Raw genomic sequence first — 19,151 nt, 5'->3', positions numbered from 1 at the left:
GCGAAAACCCCGTATTTGTTGGGTTTAGTCGTGTTTGGTGACTATTCGGTCGGGCGAAGGCTAATATGGCATACCAAGTAGTTGTCTACCCACTCAACTTCTTCAGTGGCAGCATTCGCCGCCGTTGGCCAAATCCTTGAGGATCGGGCAGTCCGGCCGGTCATTGCCTTGGCAGTGGGCGACCAGTTCGCTGAGCGTGTCGCGCAGGCTTACCAGTTCATCGATGCGGCGGTTCAGATCGTCGATGTGCTGCATGGCCAGGGCTTTCACATCGGCACTGGCTCGCTGCCGGTCTTGCCACAGGGTCAGTAGCTTGCCGACTTCTTCCAGAGAAAAGCCCAAGTCCCGCGAGCGTTTGATGAACGCCAGGCTGTGCAAGTCTTCGGGCTGGTACAAACGGTAGCCACTGTCGCTGCGTGTGGCCGGCCTGAGCAGGCCGATGGACTCGTAGTAACGGATCATCTTGGTGCTGAGCCCACTGCGGCGGGCGGCCTGGCCGATGTTCATGGGGCCTCCGGCGAGGTGTGGGTGGGTTTCCAGGTTTTCAGCCACAAAGCATTGCTCACCACACTGACGCTGGACAGGGCCATGGCGGCGCCGGCCAGTACCGGGTTGAGGTAGCCCAATGCGGCCAGCGGGATACCGACCAGGTTGTAGATGAAGGCCCAGAACAGGTTCTGGCGGATTTTCGCATAGGTCTTGCGGCTGATCTGCAGCGCTGCCGGGACCAATTGGGGGTCGCCTCTCATCAGGGTAATGCCGGCGGCCTGCATGGCCACATCGGTGCCGCCGCCCATGGCGATGCCGATGTCGGCTGCGGCCAGGGCCGGGGCGTCATTGATGCCATCACCGACCATCGCCACCACGCCGTCTTTTTTCAGGGCAATAACCGTGGCCGCTTTGTCGGCGGGCAGTACTTCGGCGTGCACATCGTCAATGCCGAGGATGTCGGCCACCAATTTGGCGCTGCCTCGGTTGTCGCCGGTCAGCAGGTGGCTGGTGATGTGTTGGCCGTGCAGGGCGGCAATGGCGGCTTCGGCGCCGGGCTTGAGGCTGTCGCCGAAGGCGATCAGGCCGAGTACTCGTGGTGCTGCGCCACGTTCGATCAGCCACGAAAGCGTGCGGCCTTCGGCTTCCCAGGCCTCAGCCTGGCTGGCCAGCTCGCCGGGCTGCAGGCCACTTTCGTCCAGCAGGCGGCGGTTGCCTAGCGCCAGATCGCGGCCCTCCACCAGGCCGGCAATGCCGCGCCCGGTCAGTGACTGGCTGTTGGTGACGGCAGGCACGTCCAGGTGCTGTTCGGTGCAGGCGTCGAGAACGGCTTTTGCCAGGGGGTGTTCACTGCCCCGCTGCAGGGCACCTGCCAACCGGTGCAGTTGTGCGCTGTCGATGGCTACTGCCTGGCTGTGGACAACGCGGGGGCTGCCGGAGGTGAGGGTGCCGGTCTTGTCGAACACGACGCGGTTCACTTCATGGGCACGTTCCAGCGCTTCGGCGTCCTTGATCAGTATGCCGTGGCGGGCAGCCACGCCAGTGCCAGCCATGATTGCAGCGGGTGTGGCCAGGCCAAGGGCGCAAGGGCAAGCGATCACCAGCACCGCCACGGCATTTATCAAGGCGGTTTCAAGTGGGGCACCGGCCAGCCACCAGCCCACCAAGGTCAGCAAGGCGATTACCAGGACGACCGGGACGAACACTTGGCTGACCCGGTCCACCAATTTCTGGATCGGAGCTTTGGCAGCCTGTGCGTCCTCAACCAGGCGAATGATCCTGGCCAGTACGGTTTCCGTGCCTAGTGCCTGGGTGCGTACCAGTAGCCGGCCTTCACCATTGATGGCACCACCCGTAACACCGTCCCCCGGCTGTTTGGGCACAGGCAGGCTCTCACCACTGATCAGCGCTTCGTCGGCGTGGCTGCTGCCTTCTTCCACTGTGCCGTCGACCGGGAAGCGTTCCCCCGGTTTGACCAACACCAGGTCGCCGAGGCGTAACTGAGCAATTGCTACTTCTTGTTCCCTGCCTTCGACAACGCGCACGGCACGCTCGGGGCGCAGTGCTTCGAGGGCACGGATGGCACTGGCGGTCTGGCGCTTGGCCCGGCTTTCGAGGTACTTGCCCAGCAGCACCAGTGCAATGACCACTGCAGAGGCTTCGAAATACAGGTGCGGTGCCGCGCCCGCCGGCGCCTTCGCCCATTGATAAAGACTCAGGCCATAACCGGCGCTGGTGCCCAGAGCGACCAGCAGGTCCATATTACCTGCACCCGCGCGCACGGCTTTATAGGCAGCCTTGTAAAACCGCGCGCCAAGGATGAACTGCACCGGGGTGGCCAGCAGGAACTGCGCCCACGCCGGCAGCATCCAGTGCACGCCGAACGGTTGCACGAGCATCGGCAGTACCAGCGGTAACGCCAGCACCAGTGCGGCGGCTACCGCCAGGCGCTCGTTGCGCAAGTGACGCTGGGCTTGTTGTTGGTCATCTTTTGCAGCTTGCGGCAGGCTGGCACTGTAGCCGGCTTTTTCGACAGCGCTTGTCAGTATGCTGTCATCCAGCGCCTGCAGCACTTCAAGGTGAGCGCGCTCGCTGGCGAGGTTGACGCTCACCTGCTCGACGCCAGGCACCTTCCCTAGCGCGCGTTCCACACGGCCCACGCAACTGGCGCAAGTCATGCCGGTGATCTGCAGTTCAAGGGTACGTGTCGGCACGCCGTAACCGGCGTTGCGCACGGCGTCTACCAGTGCGGGCAGGCTGTTGGCCGGGGCCTGAACCCGGGCCTGTTCGGTGGCAAGGTTGACGCTGACCTGGTCAGCGCCGTCGACCTTGCGCAGGGCGCGCTCGACACGGCCAGCACAGCTGGCGCAGGTCATGCCGGAAATCGGCAGGTCGAATGTGGTGGATGCGGGCATGGCACTCCTCCTTGGACTGGGGCCTGCTCAGCATCAACCTTGCCACGCAGGGAAGGTCAATAGCCCAGGCCGGCTCGCTTCAATTCCAGCCCATTGTGGCCCACGGCAATACGGTACTTGTTGATCTGGCCCGCCTGCAGGGTCAGGCGCGTGCTGCGCTGGTCTTCGATGCCGGGGGCGCAGCCGGGCATCTGCCCTGGCAATACTCGCAGGCGCACATCGACGGGGCCGGGCGGCAGGTTGAAGGACGTCGATTGCTCTTGGAACACACGGCCGGAGAGTTGGTCGTTGAGGTAAATGCCGATTTCGCAACTGGTGGCCACTTCCAGGCGTTCCCGGGAAATGATCAGCACGCTGTAGTCCGAATTGCCTTCGGCACTGGCTGGCGGCACGACGGCCAAGGCGGCCAGTAGCCCGGCAACACCCACTGCTGTCCTGAACATGATGAATCTCCTGCTTGCAAAAATCGTCAATGGCGCAGCTTGGCCGAGGTCGGCATGGATTTCCACCCCGGCCGTTACAGCCAGAACTTGACCTTGCCCCGATGGCAAGCTTGAAACTGCACAAAACCTTTAAGGAGGCGTTACCCATGCAAGTGTTCAAGGTACAAGGCATGACCTGCGGCCATTGCGTAAAAGCAGTGACTCGCGCCGTGCAGGAACAGGACGCAAAGGCTCAAGTCGAGGTGGATCTGGCTGGCAAGCAGGTGCGTGTGCAAAGTGAACTGGCGGCTGACACGCTGCTGGCCGCAATCCGTGAGGAAGGTTACGAGGCCGACCTCGCCTGAACGTAACTGGCCTCTTTTGTTGCAAATCTTTTCATCATCAGGAGTGCCACTGCAGGTAGACTAACGTGCTTGCTTAGCCTGCTATGGATTCCTGATGAACCTGCGAATGGTGCTGATCCTGGGCGCACTCAGTGCGTTCGGGCCCTTGGCGATCGACTTCTACCTGCCCGCCTTCCCGGCCATGGCGCAGGCGTTCGCCACCGATGAAAAACATGTTCAAACAACCTTGGCCGCCTACTTCCTGGGGCTGTCCCTGGGGCAACTGGCTTACGGGCCGGTGGCCGATCGTTTTGGCCGGCGTAAACCGCTGCTGTTCGGTGTTGGCCTGTTTACGCTGGCGTCGCTGGCCTGTGCCTATGCGCCTAATCTGGACACGCTGATCGTGGCACGCTTCGTTCAGGCATTGGGTGGCTGTGCCGGCATGGTGTTGTCGCGGGCAATCGTCAGTGACAAGTGCGACCCGGTGGCGTCAGCCAAAGTATTTTCCCAACTGATGCTGGTGATGGGCCTTGCACCGATCCTTGCGCCGATGCTCGGTGGAGTGCTGGTTAACCTGGCCGGCTGGCAGTCGATTTTCCTGGTGCTGAGCCTGTTCAGTGCCGTTTGCCTGTTGGCGGTCGGGCTTGGCTTGCCAGAGAGCCTGCCTGCACACGTTCCTCGGCAGCCGCTGTCGGGCGCCTTGCGCCAATACATGCGCTTGTTGGGTGATCGGGTGTTCGTGGGCCATGCGTTGACCGGTGGTATCGCCATCGCGGGGATGTTTGCCTACATCGCTGGCTCACCGTTCGTCTTCATCAAGCTCTACGGCGTACCCGCTGAACACTACGGCTGGTTGTTTGGTACCAACGCTGCGGGCTTCATTCTCGTGGCGCAGGTCAATGCCCGTTTGCTGGCCAAGCGTGGCCCGGCATTCTTGCTGGTTCGTGCTGTGTGGCTGTACCTGGCGGCCGGGCTGGCGTTGCTTGGTGTGGCGGCCTTGCACCCGGCACAGTTGTGGCCATTGTTGGTGCCCTTGTTCGTTTGCATTGCCAGCTTGGGTTGCATCATCCCGAATGCGTCGGCTTGTGCCATGAGTGGCCAAGGCAACCGGGCAGGCAGCGCTTCGGCCCTGATGGGCTGCCTGCAGTTCAGTGTTGCCGCGGGTGCGGCGGCGTTGGTCGGCTTGCTGCACGACGGCAGCGCAGTGCCCATGACACTGGTCATCAGCTTGTGCGGCGCACTGGTGGTCAGTGTCGCGCTGCTGACCCGGCGTTTGCAGGCCACACGCTCTGCTTGAGTGAGTGGGGCGCCTGAAGGCGCGTTTCCAGGGTTGCGACGAAGGCGCGTGCTTCAGCTTCGCTACGAAAACTCACCACATGCTGATCGAGCCTCACTTGCCACGGGCAGGTGGGGTTGCGGTCCGACGCACTGACGACAATCTTCATCGCGGCATACCTCCGATTGGTGGGACGAGCGCATCCAGTGTAGCGCTACGGTCACCCCATGCCATGGCTTGCCGCAGTCTCCTGACTGGCGGTCAGCGCACCACTATTCTTGTTTTCTGTCAGCCTTTTCTCGGCTCAATGCACTGAGACGTGTAGAAGCTTCGCTTTGGTTTGCGCTATTTGGAGACTCCGGCTGTCGGCAGAGTCGCTCGCAGAGCCGGGCCACCCTTCCCCTTGCTGTGCACTTTCCCCTCTAACACGTGGCGTCCTGCGGTTTTGGTGTCATTTCATGCGCTGAATCGATTGTTCGAGGGTAGCCATACCCTACGTGCTCAAGCCTGTTTGGGCACGCCGGAACACGCGTTTTTGCGGCTTATACTGGCTGCGCGGCTAGCCTCGAGGCGGTCGTGCAGGGTGACGATAAACGTTGCCAGGTGTGGCCACCGGAAATCAGAAATGATCTTGCAGGGAGTTACAGGGACATGAGTGCAGTCAGCAGTATCAGCCAGATCGCCGGCCTGATGGCCGACCCCAAACGCAGTGCGATGTTGTGGGCGCTGATCGATGGCATTCCACGGCCAACCGATGAGCTGGCGATGATGACCGGGTTGACCTCGTCTTCCGCCTGCGCGCATCTGTCGCTGCTTTCATCGGCAGGCCTATTGCGGCTTGAGGCTCGTGGGCGCAAGCGCTATTTCAGGCTCGCGACGCCGCAGGTCGGCGCCGCGGTCGAAGCCTTGGCGAGTGTGCAGCTTGGAGGGGAAAAGGCGCGGCAGGCAACACCGTTGCAGATGCCAATGTCGATGCGCAGGGCGCGTCGCTGTGGCGAACACCTGGGCGGTGAGCTGGCAAGTGAGCTTTATCACCGTCTGGTGGTGGCAGGGTGGCTGGAGGGCAGCGAGCGGCAACTGATGGTCAGTGAGCAGGGGCGGGCGGAGTTGGCGAACATCGGTGTCTATATCGATGCCCTTGCACCTAATCAGCAGCGTGGCTGCGTAATTTGCCACTGCAACCAATGGACTGACCAAGGGCCGCACCTGGGCGGCAGCCTTGGTCAGGCACTGCTGAAGCTGTTCCTGCAGTCGGGATGGATTCGGGAAACCGAAGGCACGCGAGCGTTGCAGATTTCACCCATGGGCGTTCAGGAGATCAATCGCATCGGTCGCGTGCCGACGTTGCAGGTAGGGTGAGCGTCAGGGTTTGACCAAACGTGCGTCCAGGCTGTTTTGCGCCAGGCGGCGCGCCTGGTCCTGGGTCATCCCCAGGTGGGTGTGCAAGGCGTGGAAGTTTTCGGTGACGTACCCACCGAAGTAGGCCGGGTCATCCGAGTTCACGGTCACTTTCACGCCTCGTTCGAGCATGTCGAGGATGTTGTGCTGGCTCATGTGGTCGAACACGCAGAGCTTGGTATTCGACAGCGGACACACGGTAAGTGGAATCTGCTCGTCGATGATGCGTTGCATCAGGCGTTCGTCTTCGATGGCGCGCACGCCATGGTCGATGCGCTTGATCTTCAGCAGGTCGAGGGCTTCCCAGATGTATTCGGGTGGCCCTTCCTCGCCAGCGTGGGCTACGGCGACGAAGCCTTCGCTGCGGGCGCGGTCGAATACCCGCTGGAACTTGCTCGGCGGGTGGCCCATTTCGGAGCTGTCGAGGCCCACGGCGATGAACGCATCGCGGAACGGCAGCGCCTGGTCGAGGGTTTTCTGCGCTTCATCTTCGCTGAGGTGACGCAGGAAACTCAGGATCAGGCCGCTGCTGATGCCAAGCTGTTCGCGGCCATCCTTGAGCGCCTGGTTGATGCCGTTGAGTACGACTTCGAACGGGATACCGCGGTCCGTGTGGGTTTGCGGGTCGAAGAACGGTTCGGTGTGGATAACGTTCTGTGCCTTGCAACGCTGCAGGTATGCCCAGGTCAGGTCGTAGAAGTCCTGTTCGGTGCGCAGTACGTCTGCGCCCTGGTAATACAGGTCGAGAAACTCCTGCAGGTTGTTGAAGGCGTAAGCACTGCGCAACGCCTCCACGTCATTCCAGGGCAGGGCGATCTTGTTGCGTTCGGCAAGCGCGAACAGCAGCTCGGGTTCAAGCGAACCTTCAAGGTGCAGGTGCAGTTCGGCCTTGGGCAAGGCATTCAGCCAGTCATACATAACAGGTATCTCAAATCAGGTACGGTTGCCGCCATTCTACAGGGCTGGGCCGCAGCGGGCACTTCACCATGCGATCGGCTCGCCTTTGTAGTTGATGAAGTGCACGCCACCCTTGCCTGCGAAGGTATTGAGTTGTTCGACGATGCCTCGAGTGCTGGTTTCTACGTCGATATCGGCCTGGTCGCTGCCCATTTCGGTGCGAACCCAGCCGGGGTGCATGGCAATGAAGGTGATTTCGGGGCGTTGCAGTTCCGCGATGAAGCTGTTGATCATCGAGTTAAGGGCGGCCTTGCTGGCTTTGTAGAGGCGGATGTGATTGTTGGTGGGGTTGGCCACACTGCCAAGCGCTGAGCTCATGAATGCCAGCACGCCGCCTTGTGCGCATAGTTGGCCTGCGAACGCTTCGGCAACCCGGATGGGCGCGACAACATTGGTCATGAACAACTCACCAATTGCATCGATGGCAGTGCTTTGGGGGGTATCGGTAATGGGCGACATGATGCCGGCATTGATGTACACCAGATCGAACAGCTTGCCTTGCAGGCGGGCTTTAAGCGCATCCAGTTGCGCAGGGTCGTTCATCTCGAGCGTTTCGATGTGGACGTCACCGACATTCGCCAAGCCTGTGGCTGTCTGTGGATTGCGCACGGTCGCATGCACCTCCCATCCACCTTCGCGCAGGCGTTGAGCCAAGCCGAGACCCAGGCCCCGAGAGGCACCGATGATGAGGGCGGTTTTAACCTTGGGCATGAGCATGCTCCTTGATTCAGGTGGCGAGAGGACTGTAGAGAGTAAGCCATGCAGCGTTGGTCTGCAGGTGGTTGCTCAAATAATGAACACTTCGATATGGCCGTTCACCGCCGGGCGTTTTACACGTTGGCTAACGGCTTATCCACAGGCTATTCCACAGTTAATGTGTGCAAGCGGTTTTGAGTATCGATGTTGTCTTGGGCAGGCGGCTGGGGATAAGTGACCGGGATTCAACCATTTGCAGCTGTCATCAAATGGTGATCAAAATATGATCAATGCTCTGTAAGGCTCGACGTTCAAGGCTTGCAGCAGAGTGCCCCAAGCTTATCCACAGGCCGGCCCACAGTAGTTGTGAGCAAACTTCAACAGGCTTGGAGTGAAATCCGCCCGCGGCTGAGGTCTGCCAATTGCTGCTGAAGGGCAGGCACATGGGCTGCGCCGACGGCGATCTGCAAGTCCACACCGTTGGCGGTGAACTGTTCATCCATCACCAGGCCGTCCACTTCTGCCAGGCGCAATTTCACCAGCGCGAGCTCGCTGAAACTGCAACTGCAGGTGTAGCCGCTACGTTGCACCAGCAAGCGTTTGGGCGCCTGCTGCAGGCATTTGTTGGCACCACCGCCATAGGCGCGGGCCAAGCCACCGGTACCCAGTTGGATGCCGCCGTACCAACGGATAACCAGCACCACCACCTGGTCGCAGTCCTGTGCCTCGATGGCGGCCAGAATCGGCCGTCCGGCTGTGCCGCCTGGCTCACCGTCGTCGTTGCTGCGGTACTGCGCACCGATCTTCCAGGCCCAGCAGTTGTGCGTAGCAGCCAAGTCACTGTGGCGTTCAATAAAGCTCATCGCCTCGGCTGCAGTGGACACCGGGCCGGCGAGGGTGATGAAGCGGCTCTTGCGGATTTCCTCGCGGAATTCGCAGAGGTCGAGCAGGGTAGATGCCATAGGTAAACGTCAGGCGCTCGGCTTGATGCCGCAGCCTTTGAGGATGATGTGGATAAGGTTGTTGCTCGCGTCTTCCATGTCTTGCTTGGTCAGGCGGCTGCGGCCGGTAACCTGGCAGATCTGGGTGGCGAAGTCGGCATAGTGCTGGGTGCTGCCCCACAGCAGGAAAATCAGGTGCACAGGGTCCACCGGGTCCATCTTGCCGGCGTCGATCCACGCCTGAAACACTGCCGCTCTGCCCCGGAACCATTCGCGATAATCGGCACTGAAATACTCGGTCAGGCAAGTGCCGCCACTGATGACCTCCATGGCGAAAATCCGCGATGCCTGGGGGTTACGCCGGGAAAACTCCATCTTGGTGCGGATGTAATGGCTCAGCGCTTCGCCTGGGTCATCGTCGACACTCAGGGCGTTGAAAGTGCTGTCCCATAACTCGATGATGTTGCTCAGCACTGCGATGTAAAGGCCCAGCTTGTTGGTGAAGTAATAATGCAGGTTGGCTTTGGGCAAGCCGGCTTTCAGCGCGATGGTGTTCATGCTGGTGCCCTTGAACCCATGCCGGGCGAATTCATCCTCGGCGGCCTGGATGATGGCCTGTTCGTTTTTCTGGCGAATACGGCCGGCGGGCTTACCCGAGGTGGAGAGGCGATGCGCAGGGACTTCTAGGGTCATGGACGATTCCGTACAGGTGTGTGGCAACGGATGTCGGACAAGATTACCTGCCTGCGCTCAAGTGACAAGCATTTGCGTCATAACCCTGTATCAACGTGTCGCTGCCAGGCTTTCGAGGAAGCTTTCGAGCACCAGATTTGGACGCCTTCCTTTACGCGTCACCCAACTCAGGCTCAAGTCATAGAAGCGCTGGGCAGGTTTGAGAGCACGCAGGCGACCTTGCTGCACCCAGAACATCGCGTAATGGTCGGGCAGATAGCCAATGTAACGGCCTGTAAGAATCAGAAACGCCATGCCTTCACGGTCCGAGGCGCTGGCGGTGCAATTCAGTGCCTGGTAGTGGGCCTGAATCTCGGCGGGCAGGCGGAACGTGGGTGTGATGGCCTCCTGGCTGTTCAGGCGTTCGTCGTCGATCTTTTGATCATCGGCGTAGAACAGCGGGTGGCCGACCGCGCAGTAAAGCAGCGAGCGCTCACTGTATAAAGGCTGGTACTCAAGGCCGGAAAGCGGGCTGGTCTGGGGTACCACGCCTACGTGAAGGCTGCCATCGAGTACCCCTTGCTCCACTTGGCTGGGAGCGATCATGCGAATCTGGATGCGCACATCCGGGCCGCGGTCTTTCAGTTGTGCCAGGGCATGGGTGATGCGCATGTGCGGCAGGGTCACCAGGTTGTCGGTGAGGCCGATGTTGAGTTCGCCGCGCAGGTGCTGGTGCAGGCCGTTCACTTCGGTGCGGAAGGTTTCAAGCGCGCTGAGCAACTGCAGGGCCGAATGGTAGACCTCACGGCCTTCCTCGGTCAGCGAGAAACCCGCTCGGCCCCGCTGACAAAGGCGCAGGCCAAGCCTCTGCTCCAAGTCGTTCATTTGCTGACTGATCGCGGAACGGCCAATGCCCAGCACGTTTTCGGCGGCTGAGAAACCGCCGCATTCGACTACGCTTCGGTAGATTTTCAGCAAGCGAATATCGAAATCACTGACTTGCGCGAGAGGGTCGGGGCGTCGGCTCATTAGTTTAGTGCTGCGCGATCTGAAGATTAGAAATGTAGGCTTTTTCAGACTTTATCCGCGTGCGACTTTAGCTGCAACAACATCCATCGTTGCCTATTCGTCTTCCGAGGAACCGCCGATGAACATGCCCGAAACCGCCAATGCCGGTATCGCCAGCCAGCTCAAGCTGGATGCCCACTGGATGCCTTACACCGCAAACCGTAACTTCCAGCGCGACCCACGGTTGATCGTGCGGGCCGAAGGCAGCTACCTGTTCGATGACAAAGGCCGCAAGATCTTCGACGCGCTGTCGGGCCTATGGACGTGCGGCGCCGGGCACACCCGCAAGGAAATCACCGAGGCGGTTGCCCGCCAGGTCGGCACTCTGGATTACTCCCCGGCTTTCCAGTTCGGGCATCCGCTGTCGTTCCAGTTGGCCGAGAAAATTACCGAGCTGACCCCGGGCGACCTGAACCACGTCTTTTATACCAACTCGGGTTCCGAGTGCGCCGACACCGCGCTGAAGATGGTCCGCGCCTACTGGCGCCTCAAGGGCCAGGCCACCAAGACCAAGATCATCGGCCGTGCTCGTGGCTATCACGGTGTGAACATTGCCGGCACCAGCTTGGGTGGCGTCAATGGCAACCGTAAGATGTTCGGTCAACTGCTGGACGTCGACCATCTGCCACACACCGTGCTGCCGGTGAACGCGTTCTCCAAGGGCATGCCGGAAGAGGGTGGTATTGCTCTGGCTGATGAAATGCTCAAGCTGATCGAACTGCACGATGCGTCCAACATCGCGGCAGTGATCGTCGAACCGCTGGCGGGTTCGGCCGGTGTGCTGCCACCGCCGAAGGGGTACCTGAAGCGCCTGCGCGAAATCTGCACCCAGCACAACATTCTGCTGATCTTTGACGAAGTGATCACTGGCTTCGGCCGTATGGGGGCGATGACCGGCGCTGAGGCGTTTGGCGTAACGCCTGACCTGATGTGCATCGCCAAGCAGGTGACCAACGGCGCCATCCCGATGGGCGCGGTGATTGCCACCAGCGAGATCTACCAAACCTTCATGAACCAGCCGACCCCGGAATACGCTGTGGAATTCCCGCACGGCTATACCTACTCGGCCCACCCGGTAGCGTGCGCAGCTGGCCTTGCAGCCCTCGACCTGTTGCAGAAGGAAAACCTCGTGCAGTCGGCCGCCGAACTGGCGCCACACTTCGAGAAACTGCTGCATGGCGTCAAAGGCACCAAAAATATAGTGGACATCCGCAACTACGGTTTGGCGGGTGCTATCCAGATCGCTGCCCGTGATGGTGACGCCATCGTCCGCCCCTACGAGGCTGCGATGAAACTGTGGCAGGCAGGCTTCTATGTACGCTTTGGTGGCGACACCCTGCAGTTTGGCCCAACTTTCAACACCCAGCCGCAGGAACTGGATCGCCTGTTCGACGCGGTCGGGGAAACCCTGAACCTGATCGACTGATCTTACCGATTTTGATGTAGGGCGCGTGAAGTGATCACGCGCCTGCCTCGACCTTCTTTATCTGGAGTTTTGCATGAGCATTGTTCAGCACCTGATTCACGGCGAGTTGGTAACCAAAGGTGAGCGCACCGCCGATGTGTTCAACCCGTCCACCGGCCAGGCTGTTCGCAAGGTTGAATTGGCCAGCCGTGCTACCGTTCAGGAAGCCATCGATTCGGCCAAGGCTGCCTTCCCTGCCTGGCGCAATACCCCGCCGGCCAAGCGCGCCCAGGTGATGTTCCGCTTCAAGCAGCTGTTGGAGCAGAACGAAGCCAAGATTTCGCAGATGATCAGCGAAGAGCATGGCAAGACGATCGAAGACGCAGCAGGTGAGCTGAAGCGTGGTATCGAGAACGTCGAGTTCGCCTGCGCGGCACCTGAGGTGTTGAAGGGCGAGTACAGCCGCAACGTCGGCCCGAACATTGATGCCTGGTCCGATTTCCAGCCGCTGGGTGTGGTTGCGGGTATCACGCCGTTCAACTTCCCGGCCATGGTGCCGCTGTGGATGTACCCGTTGGCGATCGCCTGCGGTAACGCCTTCATCCTCAAACCGTCCGAGCGCGACCCAAGCTCGACCCTGTTCATTGCCCAACTGCTGCTGGAAGCCGGTTTGCCTAAAGGCATCCTCAACGTGGTACATGGCGACAAGGAAGCCGTGGACGCGCTGATCGAGGCGCCAGAAGTCAAAGCGCTGAGCTTCGTGGGCTCGACCCCGATTGCCGAGTACATCTATGCCGAAGGTACCAAGCGCGGCAAACGCGTGCAGGCTCTGGGTGGCGCCAAGAACCACGCGGTGCTGATGCCCGATGCTGACCTCGACAACGCCGTATCGGCCCTGATGGGAGCCGCCTACGGTTCGTGTGGCGAGCGTTGTATGGCCATTTCCGTGGCGGTGTGTGTAGGCGACCAGGTTGCCGATGCACTGATTGCCAAACTGGAACCGCAGATCAAGGCGCTCAAAATCGGTGCTGGCACCTCCTGTGGCCTGGACATGGGGCCGCTGGTGACTGCTGCTGCCCGTGACAAGGTTGTTGGCTACATTGATGAAGGCGTTGCCGCCGGTGCCAAGCTGGTTGTGGATGGCCGTGGGTTCCGCGTGGCAGGCAATGAAGATGGTTATTTCGTGGGTGGCACCCTGTTCGACAAGGTGACCCCAGAGATGCGTATCTATAAAGAAGAGATTTTCGGCCCCGTGCTGTGCGTGGTTCGGGTGAACAGCCTGGAGCAGGCCATGCAACTGATCAACGATCACGAGTATGGCAACGGTACGTGCATCTTCACGCGCGACGGTGAAGCGGCGCGCCTGTTCTGCGACGAGATTGAAGTGGGCATGGTTGGCGTCAACGTGCCGCTGCCGGTACCGGTGGCGTACCACAGCTTCGGTGGCTGGAAGCGCTCGCTGTTTGGTGACCTGCATGCCTATGGCCCGGATGGTGTGCGCTTCTATACCCGCCGCAAGGCAATCACTCAGCGTTGGCCGCAGCGTGCCAGCCATGAAGCGTCGCAGTTTGCGTTCCCTAGCCTTTAAGGCATGAGGCTGAGCGGGGAGGCCGGCAGGCCTCCCCGCTTTGTTTTTGAGGGAATGTTTCAGATTGTTGAAATTAACGGTTGACGCGCTTTCGAATCTCCTTATAATGCGCCCCACTTCCAGCGTAGCCGGAACGAAAAACTCCTTGTTAATCAACAGGTTGAGCGATTCGGTCGAAAGTGGAAGGTTGTAAAGAGGTGGTTGACAGCGTTTTCGAATGCTGTATGATTCGCCTCCCGCTACGAGAGATCGCAGCGAGTCAAGTGTTTGAAGCTAAACGAGTTTCTCGCAAAAAACTTCAAAATAAACGCTTGACAGGCAATGAGGAAAGCGTAGAATGCGCGCCTCGGTTGAGACGAAATGCTCTTAACCAAACGCTCTTTAACAAATTGAATCAAGCAATTCGTGTGGGTGCTTGTGAGTACGGACTGATAGTCAAAAAGATTATCAGCATCACAAGTGGCCATGCGAGAAATCACATAGTCATTTGAGATTGCTGAGCCAAGTTTAGGGTTTCTTAAAAGCCCAAGCAGTATTGAACTGAAGAGTTTGATCATGGCTCAGATTGAACGCTGGCGGCAGGCCTAACACATGCAAGTCGAGCGGATGACGGGAGCTTGCTCCTTGATTCAGCGGCGGACGGGTGAGTAATGCCTAGGAATCTGCCTGGTAGTGGGGGACAACGTTTCGAAAGGAACGCTAATACCGCATACGTCCTACGGGAGAAAGCAGGGGACCTTCGGGCCTTGCGCTATCAGATGAGCCTAGGTCGGATTAGCTAGTTGGTGGGGTAATGGCTCACCAAGGCGACGATCCGTAACTGGTCTGAGAGGATGATCAGTCACACTGGAACTGAGACACGGTCCAGACTCCTACGGGAGGCAGCAGTGGGGAATATTGGACAATGGGCGAAAGCCTGATCCAGCCATGCCGCGTGTGTGAAGAAGGTCTTCGGATTGTAAAGCACTTTAAGTTGGGAGGAAGGGCAGTAAGTTAATACCTTGCTGTTTTGACGTTACCGACAGAATAAGCACCGGCTAACTCTGTGCCAGCAGCCGCGGTAATACAGAGGGTGCAAGCGTTAATCGGAATTACTGGGCGTAAAGCGCGCGTAGGTGGTTTGTTAAGTTGGATGTGAAAGCCCCGGGCTCAACCTGGGAACTGCATCCAAAACTGGCAAGCTAGAGTACGGTAGAGGGTGGTGGAATTTCCTGTGTAGCGGTGAAATGCGTAGATATAGGAAGGAACACCAGTGGCGAAGGCGACCACCTGGACTGATACTGACACTGAGGTGCGAAAGCGTGGGGAGCAAACAGGATTAGATACCCTGGTAGTCCACGCCGTAAACGATGTCAACTAGCCGTTGGAATCCTTGAGATTTTAGTGGCGCAGCTAACGCATTAAGTTGACCGCCTGGGGAGTACGGCCGCAAGGTTAAAACTCAAATGAATTGACGGGGGCCCGCACAAGCGGTGGAGCATGTGGTTTAATTCGAAGCAACGCGAAGAACCTTACCAGGCCTTGACATGCAGAGAACTTTCCAGAGATGGATTGGTGCCTTCGGGAACTCTGACACAGGTGCTGCATGGCTGTCGTCAGCTCGTGTCGTGAGATGTTGGGTTAAGTCCCGTAACGAGCGCAACCCTTGTCCTTAGTTACCAGCACGTAATGGTGGGCACTCTAAGGAGACTGCCGGTGACAAACCGGAGGAAGGTGGGGATGACGTCAAGTCATCATGGCCCTTACGGCCTGGGCTACACACGTGCTACAATGGTCGGTACAGAGGGTTGCCAAGCCGCGAGGTGGAGCTAATCTCACAAAACCGATCGTAGTCCGGATCGCAGTCTGCAACTCGACTGCGTGAAGTCGGAATCGCTAGTAATCGCGAATCAGAATGTCGCGGTGAATACGTTCCCGGGCCTTGTACACACCGCCCGTCACACCATGGGAGTGGGTTGCACCAGAAGTAGCTAGTCTAACCTTCGGGAGGACGGTTACCACGGTGTGATTCATGACTGGGGTGAAGTCGTAACAAGGTAGCCGTAGGGGAACCTGCGGCTGGATCACCTCCTTAATCGACGACATCAGCCTGCTGATGAGCTCCCACACGAATTGCTTGATTCAGATGTAAAGACGATGCTGTAACGCAACCCTGTTATAGGTCTGTAGCTCAGTTGGTTAGAGCGCACCCCTGATAAGGGTGAGGTCGGCAGTTCAAATCTGCCCAGACCTACCATTACATGGTTCAGCCGTAAATACGGGGCCATAGCTCAGCTGGGAGAGCGCCTGCCTTGCACGCAGGAGGTCAGCGGTTCGATCCCGCTTGGCTCCACCACTTTTGCAGTACTTGATCAGAACTTAGAAATGAACATTCAGTTTGAATGTTGATTTCTGACTTTTGTCAGATCGTTCTTTAAAAATTCGGATATGTGATAGATATAGACTGAACACCAGTTTCACTGCTGGTGGATCAGGCTAAGGTAAAATTTGTGAGTTCTGCTCAGTAATGAGCGAAATGCGAATTTTCGGCGAATGTCGTCTTCACAGTATAACCAGATTGCTTGGGGTTATATGGTCAAGTGAAGAAGCGCATACGGTGGATGCCTTGGCAGTCAGAGGCGATGAAAGACGTGGTAGCCTGCGAAAAGCTTTGGGGAGTCGGCAAACAGACTGTGATCCAGAGATCTCTGAATGGGGGAACCCAGCCAGCATAAGCTGGTTATCTTGTACTGAATACATAGGTGCAAGAGGCGAACCAGGGGAACTGAAACATCTAAGTACCCTGAGGAAAAGAAATCAACCGAGATTCCCTTAGTAGTGGCGAGCGAACGGGGACCAGCCCTTAAGCTGGTTTGAGATTAGTGGAACGCTCTGGAAAGTGCGGCCATAGTGGGTGATAGCCCCGTACACGAAAATCTCTTGCCAGTGAAATCGAGTAGGACGGAGCACGAGAAACTTTGTCTGAACATGGGGGGACCATCCTCCAAGGCTAAATACTACTGACTGACCGATAGTGAACCAGTACCGTGAGGGAAAGGCGAAAAGAACCCCGGAGAGGGGAGTGAAATAGAACCTGAAACCGTATGCGTACAAGCAGTGGGAGCCTACTTTGTTAGGTGACTGCGTACCTTTTGTATAATGGGTCAGCGACTTATATTCAGTGGCGAGCTTAACCGAATAGGGGAGGCGTAGCGAAAGCGAGTCTTAATAGGGCGTTTAGTCGCTGGGTATAGACCCGAAACCGGGCGATCTATCCATGGGCAGGTTGAAGGTTAGGTAACACTGACTGGAGGACCGAACCGACTACCGTTGAAAAGTTAGCGGATGACCTGTGGATCGGAGTGAAAGGCTAATCAAGCTCGGAGATAGCTGGTTCTCCTCGAAAGCTATTTAGGTAGCGCCTCATGTATCACTGTAGGGGGTAGAGCACTGTTTCGGCTAGGGGGTCATCCCGACTTACCAAACCGATGCAAACTCCGAATACCTACAAGTGCCGAGCATGGGAGACACACGGCGGGTGCTAACGTCCGTCGTGAAAAGGGAAACAACCCAGACCGTCAGCTAAGGTCCCAAAGTCATGGTTAAGTGGGAAACGATGTGGGAAGGCTTAGACAGCTAGGAGGTTGGCTTAGAAGCAGCCACCCTTTAAAGAAAGCGTAATAGCTCACTAGTCGAGTCGGCCTGCGCGGAAGATGTAACGGGGCTCAAACCATGCACCGAAGCTACGGGTATCACCTCTGGTGATGCGGTAGAGGAGCGTTCTGTAAGCCTGTGAAGGTGAGTTGAGAAGCTTGCTGGAGGTATCAGAAGTGCGAATGCTGACATGAGTAACGACAATGCGAGTGAAAAACTCGCACGCCGAAAGACCAAGGTTTCCTGCGCAACGTTAATCGACGCAGGGTTAGTCGGTCCCTAAGGCGAGGCTGAAAAGCGTAGTCGATGGAAAACAGGTTAATATTCCTGTACTTCCAGTTATTGCGATGGAGGGACGGAGAAGGCTAGGCCAGCTTGGCGTTGGTTGTCCAAGTTTAAGGTGGTAGGCTGAGATCTTAGGCAAATCCGGGATCTCAAGGCCGAGAGCTGATGACGAGTTGCCTTTAGGCGACGAAGTGGTTGATGCCATGCTTCCAAGAAAAGCTCCTAAGCTTCAGATAACTGGGAACCGTACCCCAAACCGACACAGGTGGTTAGGTAGAGAATACCAAGGCGCTTGAGAGAACTCGGGTGAAGGAACTAGGCAAAATGGCACCGTAACTTCGGGAGAAGGTGCGCCGGTGAGGGTGAAGCACTTGCTGCGTAAGCCCACGCCGGTCGAAGATACCAGGCCGCTGCGACTGTTTATTAAAAACACAGCACTCTGCAAACACGAAAGTGGACGTATAGGGTGTGACGCCTGCCCGGTGCCGGAAGGTTAATTGATGGGGTTAGCGCAAGCGAAGCTCTTGATCGAAGCCCCGGTAAACGGCGGCCGTAACTATAACGGTCCTAAGGTAGCGAAATTCCTTGTCGGGTAAGTTCCGACCTGCACGAATGGCGTAACGATGGCGGCGCTGTCTCCACCCGAGACTCAGTGAAATTGAAATCGCTGTGAAGATGCAGTGTATCCGCGGCTAGACGGAAAGACCCCGTGAACCTTTACTATAGCTTTGCACTGGACTTTGAATTTGCTTGTGTAGGATAGGTGGGAGGCTTTGAAGTGGGGACGCCAGTTCTCATGGAGCCATCCTTGAAATACCACCCTGGCAACTTTGAGGTTCTAACTCAGGTCCGTTATCCGGATCGAGGACAGTGTATGGTGGGTAGTTTGACTGGGGCGGTCTCCTCCCAAAGAGTAACGGAGGAGTACGAAGGTGCGCTCAGACCGGTCGGAAATCGGTCGTAGAGTATAAAGGCAAAAGCGCGCTTGACTGCGAGACAAACACGTCGAGCAGGTACGAAAGTAGGTCTTAGTGATCCGGTGGTTCTGTATGGAAGGGCCATCGCTCAACGGATAAAAGGTACTCCGGGGATAACAGGCTGATACCGCCCAAGAGTTCATATCGACGGCGGTGTTTGGCACCTCGATGTCGGCTCATCACATCCTGGGGCTGAAGCCGGTCCCAAGGGTATGGCTGTTCGCCATTTAAAGTGGTACGCGAGCTGGGTTTAGAACGTCGTGAGACAGTTCGGTCCCTATCTGCCGTGGACGTTTGAGATTTGAGAGGGGCTGCTCCTAGTACGAGAGGACCGGAGTGGACGAACCTCTGGTGTTCCGGTTGTCACGCCAGTGGCATTGCCGGGTAGCTATGTTCGGAAGAGATAACCGCTGAAAGCATCTAAGCGGGAAACTTGCCTCAAGATGAGATCTCACTGGGATCTTGAATCCCCTAAAGGGCCGTCGAAGACTACGACGTTGATAGGTTGGGTGTGTAAGCGCTGTGAGGCGTTGAGCTAACCAATACTAATTGCCCGTGAGGCTTGACCATATAACACCCAAGCAAT

The 19,151-nt window shown here is 58.0% G+C and carries 14 protein-coding genes, 2 tRNA genes and 2 rRNA genes; 9 read left to right on the top strand and 9 right to left on the bottom strand.

What is annotated here, in order from left to right; translation table 11 throughout:
* Window positions 1-102: 102 nt before the first annotated feature.
* From cueR to PVV54_RS23015, 3 genes are read right to left on the bottom strand one after another with little or no spacing between them, the layout of a single operon-like run.
* Complete coding sequence (gene cueR / locus PVV54_RS23025) at window positions 103-507, bottom strand: Cu(I)-responsive transcriptional regulator (protein WP_274907435.1); 405 nt, start codon at window positions 505-507, stop codon at window positions 103-105.
* Window positions 504-2,903 carry a heavy metal translocating P-type ATPase gene (locus PVV54_RS23020; RefSeq protein WP_274907434.1) on the bottom strand — a complete coding sequence of 800 codons (2,400 nt, stop codon included), beginning with the start codon at window positions 2,901-2,903 and terminating at the stop codon, window positions 504-506. The genes cueR and PVV54_RS23020 overlap by 4 nt, the downstream gene beginning before the upstream one ends.
* A gap of 56 nt (window positions 2,904-2,959) precedes the next feature.
* Entirely contained in the window at window positions 2,960-3,346 is a 387-nt protein-coding gene (locus tag PVV54_RS23015) for a hypothetical protein (RefSeq protein ID WP_274907433.1), read from the bottom strand.
* A gap of 146 nt (window positions 3,347-3,492) precedes the next feature.
* Here PVV54_RS23015 and PVV54_RS23010 point away from each other — a divergent pair, with 146 nt between their 5' ends.
* Together PVV54_RS23010 and PVV54_RS23005 are read left to right on the top strand one after the other, a co-directional pair.
* Window positions 3,493-3,690: a heavy-metal-associated domain-containing protein gene (locus PVV54_RS23010; protein WP_274907432.1), complete on the top strand. Its 198-nt coding sequence runs from the start codon at window positions 3,493-3,495 to the stop codon at window positions 3,688-3,690.
* Between the two features lie 94 nt (window positions 3,691-3,784).
* Window positions 3,785-4,966 (top strand): multidrug effflux MFS transporter, encoded by a 1,182-nt coding sequence (locus PVV54_RS23005; protein WP_274907431.1) that lies wholly within the window; start codon window positions 3,785-3,787, stop codon window positions 4,964-4,966.
* On the opposite strand, the gene PVV54_RS23000 is transcribed toward PVV54_RS23005, so the two are convergent.
* Entirely contained in the window at window positions 4,917-5,114 is a 198-nt protein-coding gene (locus tag PVV54_RS23000; protein WP_274907430.1) for a hypothetical protein, read from the bottom strand. The genes PVV54_RS23005 and PVV54_RS23000 overlap by 50 nt on opposite strands.
* Before the next feature lie 482 nt (window positions 5,115-5,596).
* On the opposite strand from PVV54_RS23000, the gene PVV54_RS22995 reads away from it, so the two are divergent.
* A complete protein-coding gene (locus PVV54_RS22995) occupies window positions 5,597-6,304 on the top strand; it encodes an ArsR/SmtB family transcription factor (protein WP_274907429.1) in 708 nt (235 codons plus the stop codon).
* Window positions 6,305-6,307: 3 nt separating this feature from the next.
* Here the strand turns inward: PVV54_RS22995 and PVV54_RS22990 are convergent, their stop codons facing one another.
* The 5 genes from PVV54_RS22990 to PVV54_RS22970 form a co-directional block, all read right to left on the bottom strand.
* Complete coding sequence (locus PVV54_RS22990; protein WP_274907428.1) at window positions 6,308-7,261, bottom strand: adenosine deaminase; 954 nt, start codon at window positions 7,259-7,261, stop codon at window positions 6,308-6,310.
* 63 nt (window positions 7,262-7,324) lie between these two features.
* Window positions 7,325-8,011: an SDR family oxidoreductase gene (locus PVV54_RS22985; protein WP_274907427.1), complete on the bottom strand. Its 687-nt coding sequence runs from the start codon at window positions 8,009-8,011 to the stop codon at window positions 7,325-7,327.
* Between the two features lie 362 nt (window positions 8,012-8,373).
* Window positions 8,374-8,958 (bottom strand): IMPACT family protein, encoded by a 585-nt coding sequence (locus PVV54_RS22980; protein WP_274907426.1) that lies wholly within the window; start codon window positions 8,956-8,958, stop codon window positions 8,374-8,376.
* Between the two features lie 9 nt (window positions 8,959-8,967).
* Window positions 8,968-9,630 (bottom strand): TetR/AcrR family transcriptional regulator, encoded by a 663-nt coding sequence (locus PVV54_RS22975; protein WP_274907425.1) that lies wholly within the window; start codon window positions 9,628-9,630, stop codon window positions 8,968-8,970.
* A 90-nt stretch (window positions 9,631-9,720) separates the two neighbouring features.
* On the bottom strand, window positions 9,721-10,638 hold the full coding sequence (locus tag PVV54_RS22970; RefSeq protein WP_274907424.1) for a LysR family transcriptional regulator: 918 nt from the start codon (window positions 10,636-10,638) through the stop codon (window positions 9,721-9,723).
* Window positions 10,639-10,756: 118 nt separating this feature from the next.
* Here PVV54_RS22970 and PVV54_RS22965 point away from each other — a divergent pair, with 118 nt between their 5' ends.
* The 6 genes from PVV54_RS22965 to PVV54_RS22940 all read left to right on the top strand — a co-directional run bounded on the left by PVV54_RS22965 (window position 10,757) and on the right by PVV54_RS22940 (window position 19,135).
* Entirely contained in the window at window positions 10,757-12,103 is a 1,347-nt protein-coding gene (locus PVV54_RS22965; RefSeq protein WP_274907423.1) for an aspartate aminotransferase family protein, read from the top strand.
* A gap of 73 nt (window positions 12,104-12,176) precedes the next feature.
* Entirely contained in the window at window positions 12,177-13,670 is a 1,494-nt protein-coding gene (locus tag PVV54_RS22960; protein ID WP_274907422.1) for a CoA-acylating methylmalonate-semialdehyde dehydrogenase, read from the top strand.
* Window positions 13,671-14,207: 537 nt separating this feature from the next.
* Window positions 14,208-15,744: ribosomal RNA gene (locus PVV54_RS22955) — 16S ribosomal RNA — on the top strand.
* Between the two features lie 85 nt (window positions 15,745-15,829).
* Window positions 15,830-15,906, top strand: a tRNA-Ile gene (locus tag PVV54_RS22950).
* A 23-nt stretch (window positions 15,907-15,929) separates the two neighbouring features.
* A tRNA-Ala gene (locus PVV54_RS22945) sits at window positions 15,930-16,005 on the top strand.
* Between the two features lie 238 nt (window positions 16,006-16,243).
* Window positions 16,244-19,135: ribosomal RNA gene (locus PVV54_RS22940) — 23S ribosomal RNA — on the top strand.
* Together the 16S and 23S rRNA genes with 2 tRNA genes alongside form the textbook arrangement of a ribosomal RNA operon.
* Window positions 19,136-19,151: the final 16 nt, after the last annotated feature.

It is taken from the genome of Pseudomonas sp. PSKL.D1, from assembly GCF_028898945.1.
In the GTDB taxonomy this organism is placed as follows: Bacteria; Pseudomonadota; Gammaproteobacteria; order Pseudomonadales; family Pseudomonadaceae; genus Aquipseudomonas.
Note: the sequence above shows the minus strand (reverse complement) of the source record. Positions and strands in the feature narration are given on the sequence as shown.